Source organism: Acidimicrobium ferrooxidans DSM 10331 (assembly GCF_000023265.1).
GTDB lineage: Bacteria > Actinomycetota > Acidimicrobiia > Acidimicrobiales > Acidimicrobiaceae > Acidimicrobium > Acidimicrobium ferrooxidans.
On sequence record NC_013124.1, the window covers coordinates 48,546 to 74,202 of the forward strand.

At 67.1% G+C, this 25,657-nt stretch carries 22 protein-coding genes, 1 tRNA gene and 1 pseudogene; 10 read left to right on the top strand and 14 right to left on the bottom strand.

Annotation, left to right across the window (positions count from 1 at the left end):
- Nucleotides 1-2 precede the first annotated feature (2 nt).
- A complete protein-coding gene (locus AFER_RS00260) occupies nucleotides 3-2,033 on the bottom strand; it encodes a (Fe-S)-binding protein (RefSeq protein WP_012784145.1) in 2,031 nt (676 codons plus the stop codon).
- Nucleotides 2,034-2,067: 34 nt separating this feature from the next.
- Nucleotides 2,068-2,673, bottom strand: coding sequence for a dCTP deaminase (gene dcd / locus AFER_RS00265; protein ID WP_012784146.1), 606 nt, complete (start codon nucleotides 2,671-2,673; stop codon nucleotides 2,068-2,070).
- A 49-nt stretch (nucleotides 2,674-2,722) separates the two neighbouring features.
- Here dcd and AFER_RS00270 point away from each other — a divergent pair.
- Nucleotides 2,723-2,796, top strand: a tRNA-Gly gene (locus AFER_RS00270).
- A 68-nt stretch (nucleotides 2,797-2,864) separates the two neighbouring features.
- Here the strand turns inward: AFER_RS00270 and AFER_RS12805 are convergent.
- Entirely contained in the window at nucleotides 2,865-3,398 is a 534-nt protein-coding gene (locus tag AFER_RS12805) for a tyrosine-type recombinase/integrase (RefSeq protein ID WP_425358548.1), read from the bottom strand.
- Nucleotides 3,395-4,102: a tyrosine-type recombinase/integrase gene (locus AFER_RS12595; protein WP_049755155.1), complete on the bottom strand. Its 708-nt coding sequence runs from the start codon at nucleotides 4,100-4,102 to the stop codon at nucleotides 3,395-3,397. Before AFER_RS12595 ends, AFER_RS12805 begins: the two co-directional genes overlap by 4 nt.
- A 74-nt stretch (nucleotides 4,103-4,176) precedes the next feature.
- On the opposite strand from AFER_RS12595, the gene AFER_RS12810 reads away from it, so the two are divergent.
- On the top strand, nucleotides 4,177-4,827 hold the full coding sequence (locus tag AFER_RS12810; RefSeq protein WP_143711882.1) for a zinc ribbon domain-containing protein: 651 nt from the start codon (nucleotides 4,177-4,179) through the stop codon (nucleotides 4,825-4,827).
- A gap of 93 nt (nucleotides 4,828-4,920) precedes the next feature.
- Here AFER_RS12810 and AFER_RS00280 read toward each other — a convergent pair whose 3' ends face one another.
- From AFER_RS00280 to AFER_RS11855, 3 genes are read right to left on the bottom strand one after another with little or no spacing between them, the layout of a single operon-like run.
- Nucleotides 4,921-5,484, bottom strand: coding sequence for a DUF6036 family nucleotidyltransferase (locus AFER_RS00280; RefSeq protein ID WP_012784147.1), 564 nt, complete (start codon nucleotides 5,482-5,484; stop codon nucleotides 4,921-4,923).
- Nucleotides 5,477-5,938 (bottom strand): hypothetical protein, encoded by a 462-nt coding sequence (locus AFER_RS10625; RefSeq protein ID WP_049755156.1) that lies wholly within the window; start codon nucleotides 5,936-5,938, stop codon nucleotides 5,477-5,479. The genes AFER_RS00280 and AFER_RS10625 overlap by 8 nt, the downstream gene beginning before the upstream one ends.
- Before the next feature lie 24 nt (nucleotides 5,939-5,962).
- Complete coding sequence (locus tag AFER_RS11855) at nucleotides 5,963-6,088, bottom strand: helix-turn-helix domain-containing protein (RefSeq protein ID WP_143711883.1); 126 nt, start codon at nucleotides 6,086-6,088, stop codon at nucleotides 5,963-5,965.
- A 50-nt stretch (nucleotides 6,089-6,138) separates the two neighbouring features.
- Between AFER_RS11855 and AFER_RS12600 the strand changes: the two are divergent.
- A pseudogene (locus AFER_RS12600) lies at nucleotides 6,139-6,271 on the top strand (transposase); the annotation flags it as partial.
- Between the two features lie 297 nt (nucleotides 6,272-6,568).
- Here AFER_RS12600 and AFER_RS00295 read toward each other — a convergent pair.
- A complete protein-coding gene (locus AFER_RS00295) occupies nucleotides 6,569-6,961 on the bottom strand; it encodes a hypothetical protein (protein ID WP_012784149.1) in 393 nt (130 codons plus the stop codon).
- A 3-nt stretch (nucleotides 6,962-6,964) separates the two neighbouring features.
- A complete protein-coding gene (locus AFER_RS12150; RefSeq protein WP_012784150.1) occupies nucleotides 6,965-7,111 on the bottom strand; it encodes a hypothetical protein in 147 nt (48 codons plus the stop codon).
- A gap of 275 nt (nucleotides 7,112-7,386) precedes the next feature.
- On the opposite strand from AFER_RS12150, the gene AFER_RS00300 reads away from it, so the two are divergent.
- Both AFER_RS00300 and AFER_RS00305 read left to right on the top strand, forming a co-directional pair.
- The gene (locus AFER_RS00300) at nucleotides 7,387-7,959 is read left to right on the top strand and encodes a TetR/AcrR family transcriptional regulator (RefSeq protein ID WP_049755159.1); all 573 of its coding nucleotides are present in this window, start codon (nucleotides 7,387-7,389) and stop codon (nucleotides 7,957-7,959) included.
- Between the two features lie 89 nt (nucleotides 7,960-8,048).
- Nucleotides 8,049-8,561, top strand: coding sequence for a hypothetical protein (locus AFER_RS00305; protein WP_041661590.1), 513 nt, complete (start codon nucleotides 8,049-8,051; stop codon nucleotides 8,559-8,561).
- A gap of 155 nt (nucleotides 8,562-8,716) precedes the next feature.
- Here the strand turns inward: AFER_RS00305 and AFER_RS12730 are convergent, their stop codons facing one another.
- From AFER_RS12730 to AFER_RS00320, 3 genes are all read right to left on the bottom strand, one after another.
- Entirely contained in the window at nucleotides 8,717-9,406 is a 690-nt protein-coding gene (locus AFER_RS12730; RefSeq protein ID WP_083769070.1) for a UTRA domain-containing protein, read from the bottom strand.
- 117 nt (nucleotides 9,407-9,523) lie between these two features.
- Nucleotides 9,524-10,327 (bottom strand): ferritin family protein, encoded by an 804-nt coding sequence (locus tag AFER_RS00315; protein ID WP_012784154.1) that lies wholly within the window; start codon nucleotides 10,325-10,327, stop codon nucleotides 9,524-9,526.
- A 270-nt stretch (nucleotides 10,328-10,597) separates the two neighbouring features.
- Nucleotides 10,598-11,734: a glycoside hydrolase family 5 protein gene (locus AFER_RS00320; RefSeq protein WP_012784155.1), complete on the bottom strand. Its 1,137-nt coding sequence runs from the start codon at nucleotides 11,732-11,734 to the stop codon at nucleotides 10,598-10,600.
- 222 nt (nucleotides 11,735-11,956) lie between these two features.
- Here AFER_RS00320 and AFER_RS00325 point away from each other — a divergent pair, with 222 nt between their 5' ends.
- Nucleotides 11,957-12,277: a transposase gene (locus AFER_RS00325; RefSeq protein WP_012784157.1), complete on the top strand. Its 321-nt coding sequence runs from the start codon at nucleotides 11,957-11,959 to the stop codon at nucleotides 12,275-12,277.
- Entirely contained in the window at nucleotides 12,277-13,146 is an 870-nt protein-coding gene (locus AFER_RS00330; protein WP_012784158.1) for an IS3 family transposase, read from the top strand. The genes AFER_RS00325 and AFER_RS00330 overlap by 1 nt, the downstream gene beginning before the upstream one ends.
- Here AFER_RS00330 and AFER_RS00335 read toward each other — a convergent pair.
- Together AFER_RS00335 and AFER_RS00340 are read right to left on the bottom strand one after the other, a co-directional pair.
- On the bottom strand, nucleotides 13,089-14,558 hold the full coding sequence (locus AFER_RS00335; RefSeq protein ID WP_012784159.1) for an ArnT family glycosyltransferase: 1,470 nt from the start codon (nucleotides 14,556-14,558) through the stop codon (nucleotides 13,089-13,091). The genes AFER_RS00330 and AFER_RS00335 overlap by 58 nt on opposite strands.
- Nucleotides 14,559-14,560: 2 nt before the next feature.
- Nucleotides 14,561-15,697 (bottom strand): glycosyltransferase, encoded by a 1,137-nt coding sequence (locus tag AFER_RS00340; protein ID WP_171788923.1) that lies wholly within the window; start codon nucleotides 15,695-15,697, stop codon nucleotides 14,561-14,563.
- A 975-nt stretch (nucleotides 15,698-16,672) separates the two neighbouring features.
- Here AFER_RS00340 and AFER_RS12735 point away from each other — a divergent pair.
- The 3 genes from AFER_RS12735 (at nucleotide 16,673) to AFER_RS00360 (ending at nucleotide 25,117) form a co-directional block, all read left to right on the top strand.
- On the top strand, nucleotides 16,673-19,777 hold the full coding sequence (locus tag AFER_RS12735; protein ID WP_012784161.1) for an Ig-like domain-containing protein: 3,105 nt from the start codon (nucleotides 16,673-16,675) through the stop codon (nucleotides 19,775-19,777).
- Nucleotides 19,778-20,405: 628 nt separating this feature from the next.
- A complete protein-coding gene (locus AFER_RS00355) occupies nucleotides 20,406-23,747 on the top strand; it encodes an ATP-binding protein (RefSeq protein WP_041661592.1) in 3,342 nt (1,113 codons plus the stop codon).
- 317 nt (nucleotides 23,748-24,064) lie between these two features.
- Complete coding sequence (locus tag AFER_RS00360; RefSeq protein ID WP_041661593.1) at nucleotides 24,065-25,117, top strand: class D sortase; 1,053 nt, start codon at nucleotides 24,065-24,067, stop codon at nucleotides 25,115-25,117.
- Nucleotides 25,118-25,657 lie beyond the last annotated feature (540 nt).

The following is a 25,657-nucleotide window of genomic DNA, read 5'->3' on the forward strand; positions in this document are numbered from 1 at the left end:
CCTCAGTCGACTGGGGTCGACGGCGTGCGGAGAGCGCCGAGGAGCACCTGGCTGATGTCGGCGACCCGCACATGCTCGGGTGCGTCACCGGTCGCCTGACGAGCCTTCAGCCCATCGTCGAGCATGATCATGCAGAACGGGCACGCCACCCCGACGACGTCGACCCCGGTGGCGAGCGCCTGTGTGACGCGGGCGTCGTTGACCCGCTGTCCCTTCGCCTCCTCCATCCACATGCGCGCCCCGCCGGCACCGCAGCAGAAGCTGCGCGACCGATTCCGCTCCATTTCGAGTGGATCCGCACCGAGTGCGGCGCCGACGACGGCTCGCGGTGCGTCGTAGACGCCGTTGTGACGGCCGAGATAGCACGAATCGTGGAAGGTCGCTGAGGCGATGCTCCCTGCCTCGACCGGGAGACGACCGTCGCGGACGAGCTCCGCGAGCAGCTCCGAGTGGTGGCGGACCTCCCAGTTGCCACCGAGGGCTGGGTACTCGTTCCGAATGGTGTTGAAGCAATGCGGGCACGAGGTCACGATGCTCCGCGCCCCGGCCTCGGTGAGGGTGTCGATGACCTGGCGAGCTTGCATCTGGTAGAGGTACTCGTTGCCCATGCGTCGTGCTGGATCCCCGGTGCAGGTTTCCCGCGGACCGAGCACGCCGAAGCGGACTCCGGCTTTGGCGAGCAGCGTCGCCGTGGCTCGGGTCACCGCCTGGGCGCGTTCGTCGAGCGCCCCGGCGCACCCGACCCAGAGGAGTACCTCGACATCAGCTGGGATCTGGCCGTCGAAGACGGGTACCTCGACGTCGAGCCCCTTCAACCAGTCGAGCCGATGCGAAGCGCCGAGACCCCACGGGTCGCCGCGGTTTTCGAGGTTGCGCAGCATGCCACCGGCCTCAGTGGGGAAGGACGACTCCATCAGGACCTGGTAGCGCCGCAGATCGACGATGGTGTCGACATGTTCGATGTCGACAGGACAGGCGGCGACACACGCGCCGCAGGTCGTGCAGGCCCAGAGCACCTCCGGATCGACGACATCGGGCACAAGGGACGTCTCTTGGGCTTCAGGGTTCGCTCCGTGGGCGAGCACCGCCTCTCGCAGGCTCATGATGAGGAGCTTCGGTGAGAGGGGCTTGCCCGTTCCCCATGCGGGACAGAGCTCCTGGCAGCGGCCGCACTCGGTGCAGGCGAGTGTGTCGAGCCGGTGCTTCCAGTCGAGCTGACCGATGGTGCCGACGCCGAGCACGGTCGCTTCATCGAACGCTTCGGGGTCGAGGTCGGGTGTCGTTGCGAGCGCTCCCAGGGCTCGCGGGCGCCGCGCGAAGGCGACGTTGATCGGTGCCGTCGCGATGTGGAGGTGCTTGGAGTGCACGATGAAGACGAGGAACGCGAAGATCACCGCGACGTTCGCAACGAGGAAGATCGATTCGAGTTCGTAGTTCGTATGGGCACCCATGTGCCGGAATGGCAGCGCCACGATCTCTGACAGCCAGGCACCGGAACGGTACGGGAAGTCGCCGTCGTTCACCTGGGTTGCTCGATAGGCGACGAGGGTCACGATGACGGCGGCGATCCACCCGAGCGTGAGCCACGCCACACCGGTGTGCGAACCGTAGAAGCGCGATGCTCGTTCGCGGCGCTGGGGTGCCTCCCGAAGCCGAATGACGGCGAAGACGACGAGCGAAACGAGCACGAGGAACGCCATGGTGTCCTCGAGGGCGCCAAGCCAGGGCTCGTGGCCGATGATCGGGAAGGCAAAGTGGCGGTCGAACAGCGCCCCAACCGCCTCCACCACCGTGACGAGCAGGATCGTAAAGCCCCAGAACGTGAAGAAGTGGGCGAGGCCCGGGACCCGTTTGGTGAGGAGCCGACGCTGACCGAGCACCTCGACGACCTCGGCGCGGGCCCGTCGCGCGAGGCTCGCTCGACGCCCGGGGGAGGCGGGCCCACGGCGGACGGCGCGTATGAGCACCACGGCCCGTCGGATCGTCAGGGCGAGCGCGACGACGATGATCGCAAGGCCGATCGCAAGGCGCATCTGAGCCTCCTTGGGCGTCAGGAACGAATGGATGTTACCACTCAGTAGCTTCGTGGTGGCGGCGGTCGCCCTTGATGTCGTCGTGATCGAGGTGGTAACGAGACGGCGTCGGGCCGCGTTGACCCTGGTACTTCGAGGCCAGTGCGGCACTACCGTAGGGGTGCTCGGCAGGGCTCGTCATCTGCAAGAACGAGATCTGCCCGACCCGCATGCCGGGATAGAGCGTGATCGGAAGCTGAGCAACGTTCGAGAGTTCCAGGGTGACGTGGCCTTCGAAGCCGGGATCGATGAAGCCAGCGGTCGAGTGGATCAGAAGACCGAGGCGTCCGAGGGACGACTTGCCCTCGAGTCGTGCGACGAGATCCTCGCCGACGCGCACGTGCTCGATCGTCGAGCCGAGCACGAACTCGCCGGGATGGAGCATGAACGCTCGCCCGAAGGGGACCTCGACGAGCTCGGTCAAGTCGTCGGGAATGGCAGCAAGGTCGAGGTGGCCGGCTGAGTAGTTGCGGAACACCCGAAAGAGTGCATCGAGCCGCAGGTCGATCGATGACGGCTGGATGGCACCGGGCGAGAGCGGATCGACCGAGATCCGACCAGCCGCGAGGGCGTCGCGGAGCGAGCGGTCAGAGAGGATCATTGGCGCTACACTATCGCGACGCAGCTCCTGTCGCGGAGGCAGGGTGCCCGCGGGCGTAGTTCAGCGGCAGAACATCAGCTTCCCAAGCTGAGAACGCGGGTTCGATTCCCGTCGCCCGCTCCACGCGTAGCACCAGCTCAGGGGCATCCTCGATAGAGTGTCGACTCCGCCGAGAAGCCGAGCAGCCCTGCTCAGACCACAAATAGACCACATCTGCGGCTGGGAGCACACCGCGAGGTGTGCTTGCGCGACGGGGTGCGCCTCGTGGCGGCGTCGTCGGCGCTACGAAGGAGAGCGCTTCCACACTGCCTGGCCCGAGGTTCCCCCAAGACGTCGGTCGCTTCGGTCTCGTCCGATGGGCTTGCGTGGGCAGATGCGAGGTCCGACAGAGCCGCAGCGATTGCCTTATCGCGTTCCGCGGTGGCGTGCTGATAGATCAGCGCGGCTCGTGGTGACGAGTGTCCGATGCGTGCCATGAGGTCGCGCGTGCTCGCACCTGTCGCCGCCGCCCACGTATTACTAGAGTGACGCAGGTCATGGAGGTGCAGGTCAGCTCTCCCGATACTGCGCCGTGCGCGATCCCAGGTGCTCTGGAGGACGTGCACGCGAAGCGGGCCGCCCATAGCGCCAGTGAACAGCAGGGCATCGGGTTCTGCCCCGACATAGCGGTCGAGGTGTTCGGCGAGGCCCCGGATCGCGTGAGGAGGTATCGCGACCGTCCTCAGCCCGGCTTGCGACTTCGGGGGCCGGTGATCACGGTGCCATCGCGAAGCTGATGGCTGGTGCGTTGAATGCGGAGCGGTCCGTGCGGCAGGTCCACGTCGGAGCGGCGGAGGGCGAGAAGTTCCGATCGTCGCAGGCCGCTCCAAGCAGCCAGCACGACGAGCATCGCGAGCCTCTCGGGCATGGCTGCGGTGAGTGCGTCCACCTCCCGGATGCTGGCGATCGGACGCTCCGTGGGCTGCTCGACGCCTGCGCCCTCGACGCGGCAGGGATTTCGCGTGATCCGCTCGTCGGCCACCGCCGTGTTGAGAATTGCGCGCAGCAACCGGTAGGCCTTCGCCGCTGTGGATGGATGCTGCCCAGCCAGCTCGGCATGCCACGTACGGACTCCCAACGGGGTGATCTTGCTCAAGTCGGTTCGCCCGAAGGCTGGCAGGATGTATCGGTCCAAGAGATAGCGGTACAGTTCGACGGTTCTCGGCCGTAGATCTGGACGGTGTGCGAGCCACAGCTCGGCGTAGGCACGGAATGCGAGCTGACCTAGCCGCGGGTCGACCCACTCTGCCCGTTGCATGTCCGCTCCCACCCGCTCCAGGAAGCGACGTGCTTCGATCTTCGTGGGAACTGTGCGTCCACGTTGACGCCCGTCCGGATCTCGGTAGCGGGTTTCCCAGCGTCCGGATGGCTTGCGCTGGATGCTTGACACCGATCGCTCCTACTCGTGCGTCCTCAGTTGGGAGATGCTGCTGGCAGACTGATCGCAACCAGTGTCTTGTCGTCATGGCGCTTGGCCCGAGGGAGGAGCGAGCCGTTGGGGTCTCGCTCGCTCTCCCAGCGATAGCAACGGTCTCGCGCAAGGCAGCCAACCATGTCTTCGCCCATGGCAGCGGTCGTCTCGTGTACGGAGACGTGCGGGGGATCGAGCAAGCGACCAAGGGGCGCCGCTCAGCCGGTCGTCATCAACGCCGGGAGCCTTCGCAGTGGTCGAGAGGACGCCACGAACGGTACCTCGACGACAAGACCGGCCTGAAAGGAGAGCACGTAGACGAAGCTGCTTCAACGAAGACATGCCCAGCGTGTGGAGCACGCAACCGACCGAGCGGTCGGGACTACCGGTGTGCGAACGCTGACTGTGGGTTTGCCTACCACCGAGACGCCGTAGGAGCGATCAACATCCTGCAGAAAGCGATCCACGGGACCTATGTCCCAATTGGACCGGATGTCACGATCCATGTCACGTATCTCCGGGCTGTCGAGCGTTGGTCACCACGCCAGAGCGAGGCACACCGCAAGGTGCAGTACCGAAGGGCGAGAGCCCTGAGTAGCGCCCGGAACCGGGCTTCGTCAGGAGCAGTCCCGACGTGCGAGCAAAGGCAAGCCCAATCATCCACCAGCTTCTCGGGGCCAGACCAGTTAGTCGCGGTGGCATGAGGACGGCGATGTCGAGCAACCCCAACCGTATGGACGGGCTAGAAGCCCCGTCCGTAAGGGCGGGAAGGGTCCCCGACGGCGCGCCTGTGTGGCTCAAGAGGGACGTGGCTGCTCGAGAGAATGAGGTAAAAGGTGTCCGAAAAGCTCTTCGAGGAGGAAGCGGGTTCTTGCAGGCACGGGCCGATTGGGATAGACGGCTTCGAGCAGCGCAAGTCCGTCCGCTGCCGTCCTCATGCCGCAAAGACCATAGAGCAGTTTGATGTCGTCGACGTCCTGGTCCGCTCGCGATGCGAGGAGTTTCATCGCCAAGAGCTGACGTGGGGAGGCAACAGAAACGGTCAGACCCGGTCGGCGGATGACGACAGTCGATGCAGGATCAGGACCAGGAAAGAACGCCCTCGCTCCGTCGTTGAGCCAGTCCTCCGGTAGACCCATCTCGATGGCTACCGTTGATGCGGCCTCACGAACGGTTGCCTTCGGCTCAAAGACGGCATCCACATCCCGCGTGATTCGCCGAGCCTCGTACGCGAGCGCAAGGGCGTTCCCACCGACGACGTAGATCTCGGCTACGACCCCACGGCGCTCGAGCTCGTCAGCGAGACGGTTGAACGCTTCGAGAATGAGTGTCGCGTTGAAGCGTGGCCTCGGTTCAGACACGATCGAACGCGCCTTCGTTGACGAACACGCCGTGGCGTTTGAGCTCGACCGGGCTGTCTCGCAGGGCCATCGCCTCATAGCCCGGCAAGCCAGCCACGAACCACCACGGCTCGACGTAGCGTGTCGCTTCGGTCGTCCACGACGGCGCAGCAATGCCAGCCTCGTTGCAGAGGAACTCAACGATACCTGCAAGCGCCGCGTCGAATCGTGTGTCGCCGCACAGCGGTGGCGGATCTGCGACCAGCCACGCCTTCCCGAGACGGGACGATCCTCGGACGTCGTCGACGAAGTCGAGCACCTCTCGCCACGCCGAACGCACGCCCTCGGTGTGGAGAAGTTCGGTGATGGTAGTCGCGACATCCGCGACTGGCTTTGCACCTCGGCGCACCTGCGGACGCAGGACCAAATCCACATCGAAGCCAGCGACGGCAACGATGCGTTGCAGCGTGCTCAACCTCGGCTCGATCCTGCCGCGTTCCTAGTTGGCGACAGTCGGTTGCGAGGTGCCCGCGAGCAGTGCTAGCTCCTCCTGTGTGAGCTGTGCTTGGGCGCGCAGGTCGCGCAGCAACACGCTGATGCGCTGATAGCTGCGCGACGCGGGCATATCAGAAAGCGTATCGTGCCCGATGCCCGGCACTGTTGAGTCTGAGTGGGGAGGAGCGCCTCGACAAGGAGATCCGCCGACGTACGAACGTGGTGGGCATCTTTCCTGACCGAGCTGCCATCATCCGCCTCGTTGGCTCGGTGCTCATCGGCGAGACCGAGGAGTGGATGGAACAGCGTCGCTCCATGAGCGCTGAAGCCCTTGCCAAGGTGACCCGGGTCACTGTGGCCGAGACCGAGGACCCCGCCACAGAACAAGCACAACGCAGCCTGCCAGAGCCGATGGGGGCGTCGGCTCGAGGGAGGATCCGCGGTGGCCAATACACCACTCGTTTGGACGCGACCTGGCGAGTACAGGAACAGGTTGGTGGGAAGGACCGGCGTCGTCAGGTGCGCACGCACTTCGTGCCCGAGGAAGGCGAAGGATCGGTGCCGGTTGATCGCGTTCCAGACCGATGGCTTCGTCACACCGATGGCTTCGTCACACCGATGACTTCGACGTCCGATCACTCGGGACGCCCTCGTTGAGCGTGGCGACGAAGTTTTCAGGACCAGACGTCGGCATGGTCTTCAGGTCAGCGGTGAGCTCGGCGGCGGTCAGCTGCGGGTAGAGCGGCTCGAGCCGACTGAGGTCGATGGTGCCCGGGTGATCGACGCAGACCAGTCCGTCTGGGCACTGCATCGACATCGCCGGCACGGAGAATCCGAGCGGCACCGTGATGTAGAGCGGGTCGAAGGACCGTGCCAGCGGCGCCTCATAGGGTGCACCGACCTCGCAGCCCAATGATGCCTCTGAGCTCACGTGCAGGTCGCAGTAGAGGCCTCGGGTGTGCATGAACGGTGCGAGGTGACCGTCGCAGAGGGCGTCGGTCACGCCTTACTCGTTGACGCCTTGGCCGGCCCGCACGGCGTTGCTCGGGGGCGGCGTGGACGCCGCCGCCGTTGCGATGCCTGCACCGGTCGCAAGGGCAGCAGCGAAGGCGACTGCTCCGTTCCGCATTCGTCGTCGTGCGACTCGTCCCATCTGTCCTCCTCTTCCCTCCGTCGGGGTCTCGTGGGATCCGGATTCGAGGCGGTCCTTGGATGGAGCCAGAGGCGCCGTTGAGGCGGAAGGGACCGACCTTGGAGCGTGCGGTGAACCGCTGGGCGTAGGTGCGGCGCGGGTGAGTGCTGAATACTGCTACAGTACGTCACGTAATGATATGCGGAGAGCATGGAATCGAGAGGGTCGACCCCTCTGCAACCACGGCTCGGCCTCGACCGGGACGGCCTCGGGATCGGCGTGTCGACGCCTCCGTCATGGGCGCAACCCTGGCCCTTCTCGACGAGGTGGGCTACAGCGCACTCAGTCTCGAGATGGTCGCTCGTCGTGCTCGTGTTGGCAAGCCGAGCATCTACCGTCGCTGGCCGGGCAAGGCTTCGCTCGTCGTGGACACGATCGTCACGATCGCGGGCACCGATCCGGCACCGGACACCGGTTCGCTCCGCGACGACCTCAGGGCGGTCGCCCTGGCTATGGCTGCGCTGTATCGGACGCCGCTCGCTCGCACGGTCGTGCTACCCCTTCTCGGGGATCTCGCCGACGATCCTGATCTTGGCGAGCGCTTCAGGCGGCGCTACGTCGCGCCGAGGCGGGGCTCGGTCCACCGGGCGCTCGAGCGTGCGCAGGAGCGCGGCGAGATCCCGCGGGTGGACGACCCCGAGCTCATCTGCGATCTGATCGCAGGGCCGTTGTTCCACCGTGCATTTCTTGTTGCCGGAGAGATCGACGACCGCTTCGCCCTGGCAACGGTCGACGCGGTGCTGATCGTGCTGGAGTCGGGGCAAGCCGGCGACCGCAACTCGGGAACAGGAAAAGGAGCCTCCCAGTGAGCGCAGATGCCCAGAGGGCGTTAGAGGCAACCAGAGCGCCCGGTACACGTCCGCCGCTGTGGCTTCGAACGTCGGTACCGGTCGGGGTTGTGTCCCAGTGCGCCGCCGCAGCGCTCGGCACGGGGCTCATCGCGGTTGCGGCCGACTCGTACCGGCTGGGGGTTGACCTCCGAGGGGCAGCGCTGATCGTTGGGTTCATACTCATCTATCTCAACACCCATGCGGTGGCTCACTGGTTCGTCGGCCGGATCGTCGGGATCAGGTTTCGAGGCTTCGGACTGCGAGGAACGGATCACCCGGAGAACTATCCGCCGGGCCTTCGCCACCTCATGGGGGTACTGCCGATGTGGGTGGCGATGACCGAGCCCGAGAGTCGGCGCCGCGCGGGTCCCCGAGCCCGCGCGGCAATGTACGCAGCCGGGGAGACGTCCACCACGGTGTGCTCGGTGGCAGCGGCTGCGGCTGCGTTCCTCGCGCACGCACCATGGGCGCGCGGCCTGCTCGTCTTCGCGGTCCTGTGGAACCTTGGTGCCTCGATTGTGGTCAGCATGATCGACAAGGGGGACTACGCGAAGGCGCGTCGTGCCCTGCGGGCGCGGTAGCACGTGCGCCCCACTCGGGCCGTACTTCTTGCGATCGCGTTCTCGTTCAAGCGGAGGTTTCGCGGCGGTTCGTGTCCCGCCTGGCGCCTTGTGAGTGTGCGGCTGGACGAGCTGGACACGGGGCTTTGCCGCCTGGCAGCGTGCTCGATGAGGGCTCAGGTCGCCGCTGGCGAGTAGGAGATGAGACGGCCGTCGGCGGAGCTGCGTAGGTGCAGCTCGAAGGTGTGTGCCCGCAGGATGAGTGAGAAGGCGTCGAAGGGCTGGCGCGAGGCCGCGTAGGCAACGCCCTCGATGTCGATCACCCACTCGCTGCGCGCGAGCCCGAGCACGCCACGCTCCTGCCCCTGTGGTGGGCGCGCCACCAGCCACTGCTCCTCGTGGGTCTCCGCGAGCCCGAAGTGGTGCTCGAGGGCGGCAGAGAGCGGATCCCTCGATGGGTCGAACACCGCGTCCAGGGATGGGGCGAGGACCGTGGGCACGAGCGCGCGCTCAAGCGCGATGGGGTGCGCCCCCCGCAGACAGCGCAGAGACCTATCGCAAGGCGCAAGTCCTCGCTGGATGCAGGGGAGTCCCGGGCGAGCGTCATCGTCGTAACCTGCTCTTCGTGCAGGTCTTCCGGTCCGGGATCGCCTGGATCTGGAGTCGTAGCGGCGTACCGACGTCCTCGGGATGGCCTCTGATCGCAGTGCTGTCATGCAACTGCCTGACCTAGTGACGGCGAGGCCACGACTCGCAATGGCCCAGGCGCTCGAAGACCCGCAATGGTGGTCGCTCAGACCGACGAGCTGCTTGGGGTCGTGGTCTGCGTTGGGAAGCTCGCCGCTCGGGCTTCCGGAGGTGTGCATGGTTGGGTTCGGGTCGGGTCGTGCGGAGGCAACAGACCACGTCGGTTGGCGTAACTCGACATTCGGGTACGCGTTACCTGCCGTCTGTGCGCTTCGCCGAGGTCGCGAGGGCGTGGCTCACGCTGCCCGACGCCCGAAGCCAGGTAGCAGGCGCTCGACGGACGAGGTGACGAGATGCAGGCCCGCAAGGCCAGGAAGGCGTTCGATACGACGATCGATGCGTGCGACCACCTCGGGTCCTCCTGGACCGGTGAAGAGTGTGCTGATGAGCGCACGTACTTCCTCGTTCGACTTGACCCCCGACCCTACGGGTGCCCAAAACCGCGCGAGAGCCGATCGTACGATGCGCTGGTCGCGGGGACGCTCGAGCAGGGCGCGGGCCTGCATGGTGTAGAAGTCGATGTGGCGACCCTCTTGCTTCATGATCTCGGTGAGCACCCCCGTGAGGGCGGGGTGCTCCGCTCGTGCCACGAGCCGCGCGTAACCAGCCTGCGTCGTGAGCTCGTTGACCATCCCCCATGCCATGAGGAGCCCGGGCAACGCCGGAGCGATGGGCGAGAAGACGGAGAAGCCAACGAGCCGGAGCCAATCTCGAGCGCGACGAGCGCGTCGGAGCGTTGCGGCCGCATCGGGGGCACCTGCCAGCCCATGCGCGGTGAGGATCTTCCCGATGGCGTCACCGTGAAACTGCTCTTCGTAGACCCAGCACGCAAGAAACCGCGTGATCGCCGGGTCGGCGTGGACGGGTGTGGCGAGGAGTTCGCAGAGGTAGCAGACCGTATGGCTCTCGATGTCACACATGTAACGAAGGCATGCGAGGCTCGCGTCATCCAGCGGGTGCGATCGGAACGCATCGATGTCGATCTGCTCGACCTCAATGCGTCGAGAGCGTGCGACGAGGGCATCCAAGGTTGTCGGCATACGTACCTACTTCGGAGCAACGGTCGGCCGTGGATGGTACGAGGACTGTAGGCACCGGCCTTCTTTTGACCCGAGATCACCGGTCAGAACTGACCCATCCGCGACACACGTTTAGGTGATGACCTTGGGGTCGGGGTGCTCGGCCTCACCTCCCTGTACCATGCCAGCGGCTTCCTGCCGCAGCACGGATGGGCTTGTGGAGCGAGAAAGCGTAGCGGTGCCGCGCAGGACAGCATGGGCTGACTTGCTCGCCGCAGACGGGAGAGCACGTCAAGGAAGCGGGGGCCGTAGGCTGCCTCGAGCGAGGGCACGGCTCGTCGCTTCCACGACCAGGCCTCCCTCGAATGGCCGCCCGGCCTCGGTGGCAATCAGGGAGGGAAAGCCGCACCCTCCATCCCACCAGGCCCACGCCGTCCAGCCGATGCCGTGTCCGGCGAGGAAGTCCACGATGTGGCGTTCCAGGTTGAGCGGGTAGGGGTTGCTGCAGCCGAGGACGCCGAACTCGGTGGCGATGACTGGCCAGTGTCGCCACGTCGAACCGAGCTCGTGCTGCCAGAGCGCGGGCCCTGTCGGTTGTGCTGCTTGTACGTAGAGGTGCAGCCCATAGGCGACGTTGGTACCGGCCAGGTGCCAGCGCGTCAGGCCCGCAAGCGTCCCCGCCCAATCGATGCCGTCCGCGATCACGAGGTTTCGCGCACCCGTGGCCCGTACGGTGTCGAGGAGCGTCTGTTCGCCGATCGCGTCATAGCGTCGTCCGGTCGCTGGGCAGGTGATCAACCCTCCGTCGCGCCACGTCGACCACGTGATGTCGTGGGGTTCGTTGTAGAGCTCGAAGACCACCCCGGGCCAGGTGCGGAAGCGCTCCGCGAGGGTCCTCCAGAATGCGATGCTCGGAGGGTCTGGCGCACACGAAGGCCCTGCTGCGGCCGGGGCAGTCGAGGTGTCAGCCCCGATGACGGTGTGCAGGTCCAAGATCACGACGAGACCGACTCGTCGTGCGGCACGAACCGCGCGCTCGACGAGTTCCCCGTACTCCGGATCGTAGCGTGGGGATCCGCGTAGGAGGAAGGCCTCGTTGAGCGCGATGCGAACTGCGTTGGCGCGAAAGCGCGTCACCATCGAGCGGAGCTCAGAGAGGTCCAGGCCTGGGGCTCCGTCGGCGTGCTGCCCTGCGGGTGCCCAGTCGAGACTCGGCCAGTCGACGCCATGGAGGTAGATCGGCGTTCCGCGCTCGTCCACGACCAAGGGACCCCGACTCACGAGCTGGCCGGTGACGGCACCCGGCGGCGAGGGGCTGAAGGTGGGCCGCCTGTGGGAATGCAGCACGACAACGAGGAGGGTTGCGATGCCGAGGGCGACCAACACCACGAGCGCCGCCACACCGCGGCGTCTGCGGACGCCCGTCATGGTCGGTAGATGTCGATGCGGGAGAGTCCGGAGCCGAACTGCGCGACGAGGTGGTCTTCATGCTGAACAGCGCTAATGAACGGTAACTGTGTCTGCACCGCGCGCATCTGAGGAGTCACGACAATGAGGTGCATCGCCTTCCAGCCCTGAGGGTTGAGCCGCCCCAGATTCCGTTGACACGTCGTAAGTCACACGTACCATGGCAGAGGGAAGGGGAGGTCGATGGGGACGTCGAGAAGGAAGTTCACCCTGGAGTACCGGACCGAGGCGGCCCACCGGGTCATCGACAGCGGCCGGAGCGTCCCAGAGGTGGCCCGTGAGCTCGCGATCGGGGAGCACAACCTCTATCGATGGGTGCGGGAGGAGCGCAGGCGGATCGAAGCAGCAAACGCCACTGGCAGCCCGCCCCTCACGGCGCAGGAGCGCACCGAGCTCATCAGGCTGCGCAGGGAGCTCGAGGAGCTGCGCAAGGACAACGAGTTCCTGGGAAAAGCAGCCGCGTACTTCGCCGCGAAGCCACCAAGCAAGAGAGATTCGCGCTGATGGAGGCGGAGTACGCTCGCTTCGAGATCAAACGGATGGCACGCTTACTCGAGGTCTCCCGGGCTGGCTACTACCGATGGCGACGCACCCAGGTAGCACCGTCGCGTCGGGCATGTGCAAGACGCGACCTCGAGAACCGAGTGGTCGCGGTCCACCAGGCATCCTCTGGCACCTACGGCGCACGACGGATCACGGCGGCACTCCTCGCCGCTGGCGTGGTGACGAGCCACAACACGGTGGCAGCAGCGATGGCCAGGCGCGGCATCGCCGGTATCAGCCCCAGGAGGTTCCGCCCAGCGACCACCCACGCCGATCCGAAGGCGATCTACCCACCAGACCTCGTTGCCAGGAAGTTCGACCCGGGGCGCCTGCACGCCCTCTGGACCTCGGACATCACCTACCTCGCTCTCGCCGGCGCGATGGCATACCTGTGTGTGGTGCGCGACGAGCACTCGCGGCGGGTGCTCGGATGGAGCGTCGCGGAGCGCATGGAGACCACGCTCGTGCTCGAGGCCCTCGGCCAGGCCGTCGCGGTGCGTGGGTCCCACGCGCAGGGGGTCATCTGGCACACCGACCGAGGGAGTCAGTTCAGCGACCATCGAGTTGTGGCCTTCTGTGCCCGACACGGGATCACGCGCTCCATGGGGCGAACCGGCACCTGCTACGACCACGCGAGCGCGGAGTCCTTCTGGTCGATCTTCAAACACGAGTTCTTCTACCGCCACGCCTTTGGCGACCTCGCCGAGCTGCGCCGCGGCATACAGAGCTACATCCAGTTCTACAACCACCAGCGCAGCTGCTCGAAGATCGGCTACCTTGCCCCAGTCGTCTTCGAGCACCTCGTCGCGGAGGAGGCTCGCGTGAAGTAACCTGGGTGTCTACGAAATCTGGGGCACCTCAGGTAGCGACGTTCGACCTCCGGGTCCGTCGTGATCTTCCAATACCACACCACGGCCTGGTAGGGGTGCCAACCCATGTCGACGACGTCGACCCACATCGTATCGGCGACGAGGATGGGGGCGGAACGGTCGCCATGGGCGCGTAGCCAGGCCTCTGCGGCAAGCTGGGCCTGGTCTCGAGGGGCGAGCAACGTCTCCGCGTCCCGGGCGGACCAGGCGAAACCTAACAGCAGCGTGAGTGTGGTGACGAGCACACCAAGGGCGGTTCGAGCCAGGCGTCGCCAGGAGACACTCTGGCTGAGGAGGGAGTCGAAGAGCCCGCCACCGACCAGTGCAACCGCTGGGAACGCCTCGACTGGGTAGGTCGAGGGGAGATACCCAGGACGGAAGGCCATGGCAGTGTAGACGAGCGCAGCGATCCCGAAGGGGCGCGTTCGTCGAGCGATGACGCCGATGCACGCGGCCGGCACCAGGAGGACGAGAACCGGGTCGAGGTGAAGCCACCCCTGGAGCAGGCCCCAGGCGGCCGTGCCGTGGCGGAGGATGAAGCCGCTGCCCGCACGCTCGAAGACTTGCCACGCTGCGCTCCCGAGCAAACTCACGTGACCGGGTCCGGGGAGGAGTGCTCCCTTGAGCGTGGCGTAGAGCAGGTACAGGCTCCCGATACTCCCGGTGACGAGGAGAAAGGTCCACATTGCGACCGAGCGCCGTTCATCGCGGTAGCGCCGAGCGAGGAGCCAGAGCACGGTGGGAGTCCAGAGGAGGGCCGTCTCCACGGACAGGATCGCTGCGCCGAACGCGATGCCAGCGATCACGACGGCGTGCAAGCGGCGCCTTGGATCCGAGAGCGACCAGATCGCGACGAGAACCAGAGCCATCGCGACGTTGTCGAGTTCGACGAGGCGCTCGAGCGTGATGGCAAGCGGGGACAGGCCCCAGAGGATGACGGCTATGGCGGCAGCACCAGGGTGCCAGCGGAGCCTCTTCGCCGCTCCGACCAGCGCGCCGAGCGCGACGAGCGACCAGATCCACATCGCGAAGCGGAGCTGGGCGACGGCGTCGAGGCCCTGGGGCAGGACATGGGCAAGGAGCCACCACATGCCGGCAAGGAGGATCCACGCGAGCGGTGGATGATCGTACCAGTACGTGTAAGGGGCAAGCCGCCCGAGGTGCAGCAGAGCCCACGCCTCCGCGGCATAGGTACCCTCGTCGAGCATCGGGGTCGGGTTGTGTGCGGCGCCCGCGACGTGAACGAGAGCGACGATGGCAGCGGTTCCCCAGGCGAGCGTGTTGCCCGCCACCGACCAGGTGCCCCGAGCCGCGGTCTGTGTCGAATCCGGGGCTTCCGGAACCTCATGCGTTCGGACGAGAGTCTCAACCACGGCTACGCCACCTGCTGTTCGCTCAGGACCTCGTCAGGAGTTGACAAGCGACGGTGTGCGCCGACATGCTCCGTCTTTGCCCAACCGCGCTCACCGCGGAGCTCGCGCACCAGCGCTACGAGCAGGGCGGTCACGAGCACGAGCTGGTAGGGGATGAGACCGAGGACGAGGGAGAGCGCATCTCGGATGCGTGGCCGCTCACCGCGTAGGCGACGCAAGCGAGCTGCGGCGATGACCTCGAAGCTGAGGGCGCCGAGCTCCGCGAAGAGAGATAGGAAGGCGAAGAGGACGAGGTCGACGGGGAGTCGACGTGTCAAGCCCCAGGCGAGCATTGCGACCGGGATCAGCACGCCCGTGAGGGCTTGCTGGAACGGTGCCGCCAATGTGAAGAGCGCAAGTGCCCTTCTCCGCCAGGGGAGTTTGCGCCAAGAGCCCTTGCGGAGCACCTGGATGAAGCCCTGGTCCCATCGGGTGCGCTGGCGAACGAAAGCGCGCAGGCTAAGGGGTGTCTCCTCCTGCGTGGCGAGTGCCTCCTCAAAGCGGACTGCGATCTGAGCGCCGCAGGTGGCGAGTCGAATTCCCATGTCGGCATCCTCGGTGAGCGCGTTGGGGTCCCAGAGGCCGACCTCGTGCAGGGTATGGGAGCGAAAGACGCACGTGTTCCCACCGAGCGGTACGACGCCGTGGCGGGCTTGCCACGGAAGGCGGCTCGAGTACCACAGGTAGTACTCGACCGCGGATCGGGTTGCGAACCACGAGCTGGACAGGTTGACGAGGAGGACGCCTCCCTGAAGCACGTCGAGACCGGGACGCATGGCGAACTCGGCGGCTGCAAGCGCAAAGAAGCCTTCTGCGACGTCATCCTCCGCGTCGACAATGGCGATGAGCTCGGCGCTCCCCGCCGCCTCCATCCCAGTGATGAGGGCTGCAGGTTTCGATTTAGGCCAGTGGTGGTCGACGACGACCTCGATGCGATCGGGGTGCGCCGAGGCAGCACGTTCCGCGACCGCATGGGTGGCCTGATCATCGTGGCCGACGATGGCGATGATCCGCAGCGCGTCGTACGGTTGTCGCGCGAGGCGCTCGAGGGTCGCCCCGAGGACCGTCTCCTCATGGCGGGCTGGTATGAGCACAGCCATCGTCGGCAGGGTCGTCAAACTGTCGGCGCTGATTTGGAAGGATAGCTGACGTCGAAGCTGTGGGTCTTCCCACCCGAATGCTGCAAGTGCAACAGCGGAGAGCGAGGCTGTTAGCACGATTACAGCGCCAGTCAGGTAGAGCCAATCCCCGATCGTCATTGAGAACTCCTCGATCCCCAGGTCGTCCGCTGACGTAGTGTAGAGCCAGCTCAGAGGGGATGGAACTCCAGGCAGATCTCGCAACGATGTGGCAATGAAAGTCGGGCACTGGTGCATGGGATGCGCTTGTGGCCTCTGCACGTGATCCATGAACAACTCGAAACAGATTGGTGAACAGTCGCAATGATTGTCATCAAATCAGTCGGATCGGCGCGGCATATGGCCGTGAAATGGTCGCTCAGAGTGGTGAGTTGGCTGCGGAAGGTCATGCTTCCAGATGCGCACCGCCGCAGCGACGGCGGTGTCGAGGTTGAACGCATGGTGATCCCGTGGGCAGATGCGACGAGTGAATCCGCATCGATCGACGGTCCTTGCGACCTACGAGCCGTGATGCCGTTGGTATCGGCGATCCTTCGTCGCTCGTTCCGATCCGTCTGCACCGCCGAAGTGGTCGAAACGCCCCAACTACGGATGAGAGGCGTAGCGGAGTTGGTGATGAGGCATGTGGGGTCAGTCCAAGTGACGTGGGGTGAGGTCTCACCTGCCACGTGGCGTCATCGGTTCACGGAGAGCATTCCCTGGGTCGCGGCATCGACAGCGCTCTCCGATCGGCGACGACCCAGCGAAGGCCCTGTCCGTCTGCGCGTCGAGGTGGTGAGGAGTGTCACGGGTTGGTCAAGGGCGAGGCATCAGCTGCACGAACGTGGCGGCGGCGAGGATACTCCTGCTAACGCCTGGCTAACGCTCGTCCAGGTGAGCCGCTGGCGAGCGAGGTAGGACTTGAGTCCCGAGGACCGATCGAGGGAAGGGGGGCTCATGCGCAGGTGGGCGGGTGTGCCGGTCGTGAAGAAGCTGGCAAGTATCGGAGCAGGACTCGGGCTGGTTGGCGCAGGTCTGTCGGTGCCGTTGACCCATGCGGCGCTCGCGGGTTCGAACTCGTCGAGTGAGACGTTCTACTACACCGGGAGTCAACAGACCTTTACTGTGCCGATGGGGGTCACACAGCTTGACTACACCGTGGCTGGTGGGGCAGGAGGAGCAGGTTACGCAGCGCTCGCAGGCGAGTTAGGTGGCTCGGGTGGCGACGGTTCGGTCGTCACCGGCACGCTGACGGTGACGCCCGGAGAGCAGCTGATCATCGAAGTGGGGTCTTCTGGTGCGAACGCGAGTTCCAATCAGCAGAGTTGTGGTGGTCCCTTCAGCCTCTATGTCGGAGGTGCCGGCGGATCGAACCCGGATTCGAGCTTCAGCGGTGGCTCGGGCGGCGACGGCAATTGCGACCTCTTCAATTCTGGCGGTGGTGGCGGCGGTGGTGGAGCGGCGAGCGCCATCCTCGACAGTAGTAACGCTGCGCTCGTCGTCGCAGCGGGCGGCGGTGGTGGTGGCGGCGCTGGTGCGGCCGCGGGTTACGACGGCGGCGCGGGTGGCGCCAATGCCTCTGGTGGCCCCGGAGGGGGCGACGGAGCAGGTAGTGGGGGCCAAATCGGTGCTGCCGGCAGCAGTGCTGGTGGGACCGGTGGATACGACGACGTAGCGGGACATGAGTCCGGTGGTGGCGGCGGCGGTGGTGGTGGCCTCGACGGCGGTGACGGCGGCAGCGCAGGACAGATTGGTGGTGGCGGCGGTGGTGGCGGCGGCTCCGGGAGTTCGACCACGGGTAGCGGCGTCACCGTGTCTGCGACCAACAACGGCAACGGCTACGTGACGCTGAGTTGGTCCACCTCTCCACCGCCCCCCGCGCTGAGCGCCACGCTGAGCGCCACCAGTTCGCCGAGCCCTGCCTATGCAGGGGACACCGTCAGTTTTGCGGTTCACGTGTCGGGGAGCGGGTCGTCAAGCCCGGTGACTGGGGAAGCCTTCATTGAAGCCCCGGGCAAGACCGATCAGACGGAATTCATCCCCGTTGCCGAGGTCCCGATCTCCGACGGGGCTGGAACCGTTCAAGAGTCGGTGGATCAGGTGGCGGCGGTACTCGAGGCGGAGGGCGAGAGCGTTCCGTACGGGACATTGACCCTGCCGGTCTACTTCATCGGTTCGGGGGCCTGGCAGGGGGTCGGCGCGACAGGTTCCGTCGGTGTCGACCTGTCCATCGACCCCACGACCACGAGCCTCTCGCTACAGCCGTCCTCGCCGGTCGTCGGCCAGCCAGTGACGCTCACGGCGACGGTGACGAACCAGTCCCAGGCCGCACCCGGCCTTCCGCCGACCGGGAGCGTGACCTTCTCGGCGACGGACAGCGCCGGCACGACGACGAAACTCGGTACGGCGTCGGTCGACGGTTCGGGCCAGGCCACGCTCTCGGGCCTGGAGCTGCCAGCGGGTGCGGACACCATCACCGCGAGTTACTCGGGGGATCCCACCCACGATGCCTCCTCGACCACGAGCTCGATCGATGTCTCGAACGCGCTGGCGCTGTTCGCCTCGAGCACCCCGTACCCTGCGTACTTCGGCAATGACGTGGCCGTCACCGCCACCGTGGCCGGGGGCGGGTCGCTCGGTGCAGCGACCGGCACGGCGTGCATCGAGGGTCCGTCCGGAGGAGTGACGCTTGGCTGCTTCGTCGTCGACCAGGGTTCCGGGAGCTTCACGATCCCGGTCGAGGAAGCGGCGACGCTGCTGGGTGCGAGCCGGGCCTACGGTCCCCGGGCGTTGCCCGTTACGTTCACGGGTTCGGGCGCCTGGCAAGGTGTCGACCTCACCGGCTCTGTGAACGTCGACCTCTCGCTCGACCCCACGACCACGAACCTCTCGGTGCAGCCGTCCTCGCCGGTCGCCCGCCAGCCAGAGACGCTCGTGGCGACGGTGACGAACCAGTCCCAGGCCGCACCCGGCCTTCCGCCGACCGGGAGCGTGACCTTCTCGGCGACGGACAGCGCCGGCACGACGACGAGACTTGGCACGTCCACGCTCTCGAGCTCGGGCCAGGCGATCCTCACCGGCATCAGCCTTCCGGCTGGCGTGCACGTCGTCACCGCGAGCTACTCGGGGGATCCCACCCACGATGCCTCCTCGGCGTCGAGCACGATCGTGGTGACGACACCGGTACGGCTCGACCTCGCGGCCTCACCGACATCGTCGTCCTTCGGTTCTGCGGAGACGCTCACCGCCACCGTGCATGGCCAGGCGCGTGGGTCCGTCACCTTCAGTCTGATCCAGGGCAGGAAGACCAAGCGGCTCGGCACAGCGCCGGTGACCTCGGGCCATACGGCGCAGCTCGTCACCTCGAACCTGCCCGTCGGCACCGACGAGATCGTCGCTACGTACACGCCGTCGAGCGGCTCCGACGTCGCGCCCGCCTATGCCGACACCACGTTGGTGGTGGTGCAGGACGTGCCCGCGATCACGATCCTCGGACCGACGAGCGTGGCAGCGGGGTCGTCCGCGTCGTACACCATCCTCGTGACGGCGAACGGGAGCCCGGTCGACGGTGGGACGCTGCTGGTCCAGCTGGGCGACACATCATCCACCGCGACCGTGGACGCCAACGGACTGGCGACCGTGACACTCACCTTCCCCAGGACCGGCGGCACGCAGGTCCTCTCTGCCATGTACCTGGGGTCACCGACGGTGGCAATGGCGTCGAACACCCTCTCGGTGACGGTGACGTCCCCCTCCCCATCGACGTCGGCGCAGAGTTCCAGCACGCCGCCCGCTGGCTCGTCGTCGAGCTCGAGTACGACCACCGCGTCGTCCACCAGCACGAGCACGTCTCCGACGAGCCCGGGAACGACCAGCTCGACCTCGACGCAAGCAGTGCGGCCGGTGACGGCGAGTTCGGCAGTGACGGTCCCGACCGCCTCGACCGGAGAACCCTTCGCGTCCCCGTGGTGGTGGGCTCTCTCCGGGTTCGGCGTCGGAACAGGGTCGACGCTGGCAGCGGTCCAGATCCGTCGCCGCCGCAACACGCGCGAGGCCGTGTAAGCGGCAGCAGGGACTCAGCCGGTCGTCTCGCGGTTCGGCCGTGGTGGCTCCAGCATCCGACCGAGAGCTCAGTCTGGTTCGTACAGCCGAAGCCTCTCTATCAAGGGGTTGAGGGAACTCGAGGGCTTCGTCGTTGTGGCTGAGCGCGTAACGTCGTGCCGGAGCCGGCGGTCTCGCCCATGTCTCGAGCACCGGCTCCCGGGTGACGAGCTCGTGAGCGGACCTGTCCGGTGTCGGAGACGCGCACTCACCGCGGAGTCATCGAACGAGTCGATGCGCCCGAACGTGAGCACGTCCCGTACGCTCGCACCACGCTCGCCGCTGGGGCGGGGACGGAGATCGTCAGCCCGGCCTGCGCCTTCGATGTCGCGGCATCCTCGAGCGCTCGCGGGCCGTGATCGCCGAGGGTCCCCAGTGGATCTCCGAGTCCGTCGAGCATCGGGAAGCTCGTCGACCGAGCAGTGACCGATCGGGCCTTCTAGCAGGTCACCGACTTGCTACAGTCCGTCCTGGGGGTGATGCAGGGCGGCGGAGGGTGCACAGGTGGCGACTTGGGTGTTCGCAGATCGGAAGCACGGGACGCGGACCGCTGCGCACGACGCACGGTGAATGGGACAGTGTTCCACCGATGCGGCACGACGATGCCAGCGATCCGGAGGTGACCGTGCGTCAGCCCATGGGGGCGTACGGGCGCAGCGCAACAGGGCGACGGACGGGTGGTCCGCGGGTGAAGGTGCGTGTCCTCGGACAGCCGCGCGTAGAGACCAGTCTCGGATCCATCGCGGTCGGAGGTCAGCGGGCCAAGTTCCTCGTCGGGCTCGCAGCCGCAGGAGGCGTCCTCAGCGTCGAGGAGGCCGCGACGCTTCTCTGGCCTTCCGTACGTCCACCGAGCTGGCGCGGCGCGCTGCGCGTCCTCGTCCATGAGCTTCGCGACGCGTTCTCGCGAGTTGGCGCACCACGGGGGCTCGTGCAGCGTTCCGGCCCCATCTTCGTGCTCGATACTGGCGATGGTGAGGTCGACGTCGACCTCTGGTTTGCGAGGGACGCCGCGCGGGATGGACGTGCGGCCTGGGAGGCGGGCGACTTCGTGACGGCACGCGCGCGAGCTGAGGATGTCGAGTCGATCCTCGCCGAGGGTGTGCTGCCTGGGCTCGATGACGAGGCCGTCCGTGACCTGCGCGGTGGCGTCACGGCGGAGCGCATACGGAACCTCGAGGTGCTCGCACGCAGCGCGGCAGCACTCGGCGACTGCTCGAGTGCCCTTGAGACTGTCGAGGGTGCGCTCGGCCTCGACCCCACCAACCAGCCCCTGTGCCAAGTCGGGCTCATGGCCGCGGAGACATTGGGTGCAGTGGCTCGCGGGCTCGCGCTCTACGCCCGTCTACGCGCCGCCCTCGCATCGGGCCTCGGCGTTTCTCCGAGCCCCGCACTCGCCGCAAGCTACGCGCGTCTCATTGCTGCGCAAGGTGGGCAAGCGCGAGGCGCCGACGAGCCCCACTCCCTGCCCGAGGCCATGAGGTCCCGTCACCGTGTCGTTGGTCGGACGACCGAACTCGCTCACCTCGGCGTGTTGTGGGGCAGGGTCGAGCGCGGCGAGGGGCTCGCGTCCGTCGTGGTCGGTCCCGCAGGCATCGGCAAGACAGCCTTGCTCGGCGAGCTCGGTGCGGTCGTCGTGAGTCGAGGAGGCAGGGTGCTCTACGGGCGCGAGTCGGATCCGCCTTCGCATGAGCTCGCGGCGATCGTCGAGGCACTGCGCGCCTATCAGACTCGCTGTGCGCGGGTCGGCGTGCCTTGCAACCTCGGACCGCTCGGAGCGGACCTCGAAACCCTGCTCGGAAGCGGCTCGGACAACGTTCGTCTCGCACCGCGGAGCCGACGCCTTCGACTCTCGCAGGCAGTTCGCGGATGGTGGGCGGCAGTCGGCTCTGAGCGCCCGACGCTGGTCGTCTTGGACGATCTCCACTGGGCCTCGGCGACGACGACAGCCATCCTGGCCGATCTCGCCGTCGATGGCCCCCCTGAGGGTGTTCTCGTCGTTGGCGCCGCACGCTCGACGGGATCGGCGCTGCCACCGAGCATCGGGTCATTGGTCTCGTGGGGCGCTCGGACCATCGAACTCGGACCACTGGCGCTCGACGCCGTCGCCGACCTCCTCGGCTCGACCGGACATGACGCCGCACGAGTCGCTGCGGAAGTCTGGCTCGCGAGCGGGGGCAATCCCGAGAGAGTGTGGGAACTCGCTGAGCTCGTCGTGAATCCCGGAGCCCGAGGTCGCAGCGGTCTCGCGCGCCTCGACGTCGATCGCCTCTCCCCACCCGCACGACGGATCGTCCGAGCTGCGGCCGTGCTCGGTCGCGCAACGCCCGCGTCCGTCGTGTTCGACGTTGCCGACACTGACGATGTCGCCGCGCTGCAGGAGGCGCAGGCTGCGGGCGTCCTCGGCCTCTCGCAGGGGGGTTCCGTCGTGCTACGACACGACCTCCTCCGTGAGGACGTCCTCGCGCAGGCAGGGACCGATGAGAAGGTCCGCTTGCACGCCCGAGCGGCCGAGGCGCTTGCCAAGGGAGGTACGTCGTCGCACACCCTCGTCCACCACCTCGCTCGAGCGGCCCCCGTAGTGTCGCCCGAGCGACTCGCCAAGGCCCGTCTCTCGGCGGCGCGCGAAGCCGCCAGCCTCGGCGCGTACGAGGATGCACTCAGTGCACTCGACGCTTGGCGGGTGGAGCGGTCGGACGGTGGAGCCGATGACCTGGATGCCCTCGTGCTGCGAGTGGAGTGCTTGAGTGCCCTCGGCGATCCACGGCTCCGAGACGCCGTGGTCGAGCTCTTGGAGCGTGCCGTGGTTCTGCGTCGGATCGCTGCGGCAGCGACGGCTGCCGAGATCGTCACCGCGGCGCTCATCCCGACCCTCGTGGGTCGAGAGGATCCCGCCATCACCACGCGGTTGCAGGCCGCTCTCGAGCGAGCCCGTCGACCGGAGCACATCGCCTCCTTGGCGTCTGCGCTTGCCCTGTCGCGGGTCTGGACGGCGTCGGCCAGGGATCGGCGAGCGCTGGCGAGGCGTGCGGTCGCGGCCCTCGACCGTCGCGGCGGCCAGGGTGCCGACGCCCTCGCACTGGCGACCTTGACGCGAGCGCACCTCGGCAGCCTCGAGGCAGCCCACCCAGCCCATCGCCTCGCCAGCGCTCGCCGCATCCTCGCGCTTGCGAGGTCGACTCATGACATCGAGGGCGTTGCTCGCGGCCATCTACTGGCGCACGACGCGCTGGTGGAGCTCGGTCATCTCGACGAGGCCGACCTCGAACTCCAGGCTGCCCGGCTGTGCGCCGCAGCTCTCGACGACCAGGTGCGCTGGGAGGTGGAGATCCGTGAGGCAGGACGTCGGCTCATGGCGGGGAGGCTTCGCGATGCCGAGGCAGCCGCTGAGCAGGCGCTGGTCACGGTCCGGGCCGAGATTCTCCGCGAAGGCGCTGCGGCGGTCTACGGGGCCCAGCTGATGATGGTGCGCGAGGCCGAGGGACGGCTTGGCGAGCTCGCGGACGCCGTCGCAGAGTTTCGTCGGGTCCAGCACGAGTGGACGGTGTGGGACGCTGCCGAGGCGAGAATCGCGGTCGCGCTCGGTGATCAAGGCCGTGCGCGCGAGCTCCTCGCGCGCGGTGTCGCCGAGCTCGAGGATCCTGTGCGCACCGACATCACGTGGCTCGCGCGTGCCGTGCAGTACGCGTGGGTCGCTGGCGACGTCCGCGACGTCGAGATGGCGCAGCGCTTGGTGGCACTCCTTGCGCCCTACCGAGGGACGGTGCACTGGTCGGTGTGCGTCAGCCTCGGTCCGGTCGACCTACTCCTCGCACGGCTGTTGATGCTGGCCGACCCGCGACGTGCCTCGACACCGCTCGAGCGTGCGCGTCGGCTCCTCGCCAACGATGGGCTCGCATACTGGCGCGCACGGCTTGCCGACCTGGTGAGCTGAGTCTTGGCGAGGTGCTGAGCGCTGTCGGTCGTCCTCGGCGCTGGCGGGGCGTTGTCTCGTCTCTGGGCCTTCGCTCTCCTCGCGCGGACGCTGCCCCGTGACTACCCCTTGGCAGGGGCGTGTCGCGATGTCGCCGAGCGCGGCGTGATCGTGTCGTCCCCGGGGCCGACCGGTGACCCCTTGTCCTTGGCGCGAGGCCTGACGCGCACGGTGCCGTTAGTGCGCCGTTAGCGCCGACCCGCGGAACTGGATCGGAGACGTTGGGTGTGAGTCTCCTGCGAGCACGGTCCGGGCGGTCGCGTGCTTGATTGGCGAAGATGGTCGCGGTGCTGGAACGTGCGGGACTGGGGCAGCATCGAGGGCGTCGATTCGTCACGCGTCACCCGAGGTCGCGACGGCGGTTCGCTGTGGCGAGCCTCGGCTTTGTGCTCGCGGGGCTTGGCACCGCAGGCATCGTGTGGCCGGTGACGTGGCTGCAGCACGCCGAGGCGCGCGGGACGGTGTCGATTCGACGCGTCGTGCGGTCTGAGTGTGACGCCGTACCAGCGGGAGCGATCGGCGTGTTGGCCATCCCTTCCGTAGGCGTCGTTGCGCCGGTTGCCCAAGGACTGGCCCAAGCGACCCTCGCGTGGGCGGTCGGCCATGATCCCTCCACACCGTTGCCAGGTGAACTGGGCGTCTCGGTGCTGGCAGCTCACGACGTGAGCTACTTCGCGTCGAACGCAACGTTGCGGAGGGGGGCCGCCGTGCTCTACGCACAGGGTTGCCGGACCTACGTCTTTACCGTTGCAGATCGCTTGGTTCTGCACCCTGGCCAACTCATTCCGCCGCCAGGTCCGCGTGGGCTCGCCCTCGACAGTTGTTGGCCGAGCGACGCACTGTTCCTGACCCCTGATCGGCTCATCGTCACGGCGCGGTTGGTGGCGATCACCCGGGGCGATCGACTCACGCTGGCGAGCACAGGCGTGACGCCAAGCCTCCCAGCCGGTGTCCCCCAGCCCCCGAACCTCTTCGCCTCGGGGTGGCTTGGCGGGACGCTCACCATCCTGGGCGCAGCGTCAGTAAGGTGGCGAGACAGTCGTGCTCCCATGGCGTGGGAGGCCGAGGCATTGGCCAGCTTGTCAGCCGCCCGGGTGGGCCTCGCGCAGGACGCGCGCTGGACTTCCCTCGTCGTCGCGGCCGGGACCGTGCGCACGGGGCTCCTTCTGGCTCCGTATACGTCCGGGACACCAGTGAGCGTACGTGAGGTCGTCCTAGGGGATCGCGTTCTCTCCGTCGCCGTCACGGTTACCTTGGGCGGCAACCCGCTGACCGTGACCGAGGTTCCGAGCGCGGGCACGCTCCGCATCGTCTCGGTCGATCCCGTCTAAGGATCCGGCCCCTCGCTCGGCCTCGGAGACGACGCCATCGAGTGTCGATGGACCAGGTCCGGCCACGTGGCGGGTGTCCCGCGACGCTACGGATGGGTCGTGATGTCGGTGGCGTCTGCACTGGGACGGATGGGCCGTAGCGACAGGTGGCCACCCGTGCTTCGGCCCAGCCACGTGGTCGGACCCGCACGAAGACGCCCCTTGCGATGCTTACGCAACGGACGCGGCCTCTCGCGGACCGTCGCCGCTCGTGGTCCCCGGTCGTCGAGATGGCGCGGTTCGACTCTGTGGAACTGCCGTGGACGCCGGTTCCGTCGCCGTTGGCGGCGTCGAGCGGTTCTGGCACTCGGAATGCGGGCGGTGCAGAGTGCAACAGCGGCCTCGAGACCGGTCGCTTCACGATCGTGGTCTTGACCAGCAGCTGGGGGGTCCGGCTTCCGAGGACGAAGGTTGTGCTATCGGCTCCGGGGAGGTACCGCCGAGGCGGCGTGCGTCCAGACGGCAGAGGCGCCCGACCACGGCTTCGCGAAGGCGCGCATC